The following is a 1,013-nucleotide window of genomic DNA, read 5'->3' as shown; positions in this document are numbered from 1 at the left end:
GTCTGACCGTACCTGAACTTAAAAAAGAGCTTGCCCTTTATCATCAGTTAGCGCCATGGCGCACGCAAATCAATGGCGTTATCGATGGGCTTAATCTGTCTCTTAAAAATCGACAACACTTCGGTGATCTGATTTAATGGCACCGCACACTTTTGTGAAGGATAATTAGTCCAACAACAAAGGTGTGAAAATGACCCAACGAAGAAAACCTAGAAAATATACTGATGAGTTCAGAGAAGAAGCTGTAAAGCTAGTCACTGAACAAGGTTACAGTGTTACTGAAGCAGCCAAATCATTAGGCATAACAACTAAGCTGCTTTACAACTGGAAAGACAAACTAGCCAAGCAAACTTCAGGCGAAGCATTAAGCAAAGATGAGAGAGCTGAACTGGTTAAGCTCAGAAAAGAGAATAAACGCTTACAGATGGAGCGTGAGATCTTAAAAAAGGCGAGTGCCTTCTTTGCGAAAGAAATGAAATAAAGTTCGAATATATTAAAGAGCAGCAATGGCGCTTTCCAATTAGCGTTTTGTGCGAGGTTCTAGAAGTGAGTCGGTCAGCCTATTACGCATGGCTGAGGCGACCAGCCAAGATTATTAGTGTTGAAGAGTTAATGCTTTATCGTCGCATGAAGAGGTTATTTGATGATAGCCGCAGTAGTGCTGGTGCCAGAACCTTAATGAAGTTGCTACGCAAAGAAGGCTTTAAAATTGGTATTTGTCGGGTTAAGAGCTTGATGAAAAAGCTCGGTTTAGTCGTTAAACAGCGAGTGGCTTATAAAGTGACGACTATGCGCAAACATAGCCATGCGGTTGCTGATAACTTATTGAAGCGCCAATTCAATCCAGCCAGAGCAAATCAGGCGTGGGCGGGTGATATCACCTATCGTGTGCCCGGAGTTCAGGGCTAACAAGGATGTTTAAATTGAACCACGAACCTGTCTGTAATCCATGACAATATTGGCAGGAGCCAATAAGTTATGGCTACTTCTGGTTGTGCAGAAGTATGAGTCTG

The 1,013-nt window shown here is 42.7% G+C and carries 2 protein-coding genes; both read left to right on the top strand.

The features are described 5' to 3' along the window. Positions 1-190: 190 nt before the first annotated feature. Positions 191-481 carry an IS3 family transposase gene (locus NH454_RS22295; protein ID WP_063691733.1) on the top strand — a complete coding sequence of 97 codons (291 nt, stop codon included), beginning with the start codon at positions 191-193 and terminating at the stop codon, positions 479-481. 65 nt (positions 482-546) lie between these two features. Beyond that, entirely contained in the window at positions 547-909 is a 363-nt protein-coding gene (locus NH454_RS22290; RefSeq protein WP_253040218.1) for an IS3 family transposase, read from the top strand. Positions 910-1,013: the final 104 nt, after the last annotated feature.

The sequence above is a fragment of the Pseudoalteromonas sp. Ps84H-4 genome (assembly GCF_024124645.1).
GTDB classification, from domain to species: Bacteria; Pseudomonadota; Gammaproteobacteria; order Enterobacterales; family Alteromonadaceae; genus Pseudoalteromonas; species Pseudoalteromonas lipolytica_C.
The sequence above is the reverse complement of the archived record's forward strand: the minus strand, read 5'-3'. Positions and strand labels throughout refer to the sequence as shown.